1 pseudogene is annotated in these 477 nt (G+C 65.0%); it reads right to left on the bottom strand.

Going from position 1 to position 477, the window contains the following annotated elements:
- Positions 1–230: pseudogene (locus tag EN851_RS36595) on the bottom strand (hypothetical protein); the annotation flags it as partial.
- Between the last annotated feature and the right edge of the window lie 247 nt (positions 231–477).

The raw sequence follows: 477 nt of genomic DNA, 5'->3' as shown, positions 1-477 counted from the left end.
TAGTGGGGAGCCCACAGCGCGCGGCGTCCCAACGCGCGCTCGAAATGGCCAATCGTGGTCATGGCAACGGCGTAGACCATCTGCTGGTGGAACTGCGGATTGCCTTCCGACGGCGTCAGGCCATCCTGGGCGAGCAAGATCTTGTCATTGAGGTCGACCGGATCGTAGACGCGGTTGGACGCCGGATCGACGTCGACGACTTCGAGATATTCGCCGATCGGGCCGGGCAACAGCGCCTTTGCAGGCGGCGGCCCGTCGTCCCAGGGAACGGAAAGGGTCGCCTGAAAGACAGATACGGAATCCAGTTGCTTGGCGATGGAAGGGTCGAGCGCGTAGATGCGCAGGCGACGCTTCGGTGATGCCGCGCGTCCCGTCCTCCAACACCAACGCGCCGACCATCATGGTCGGCGAAAAGGGCGCCGACCTGATCCTCGGCCGCGAGCCGCTGCCGCCGGCTGTGTTCAAGGGCAACCAGGC

It is taken from the genome of Mesorhizobium sp. M8A.F.Ca.ET.208.01.1.1 (genome assembly GCF_004791315.1).
GTDB lineage: Bacteria > Pseudomonadota > Alphaproteobacteria > Rhizobiales > Rhizobiaceae > Mesorhizobium.
Note: the sequence above shows the minus strand (reverse complement) of the source record. Positions and strands in the feature narration are given on the sequence as shown.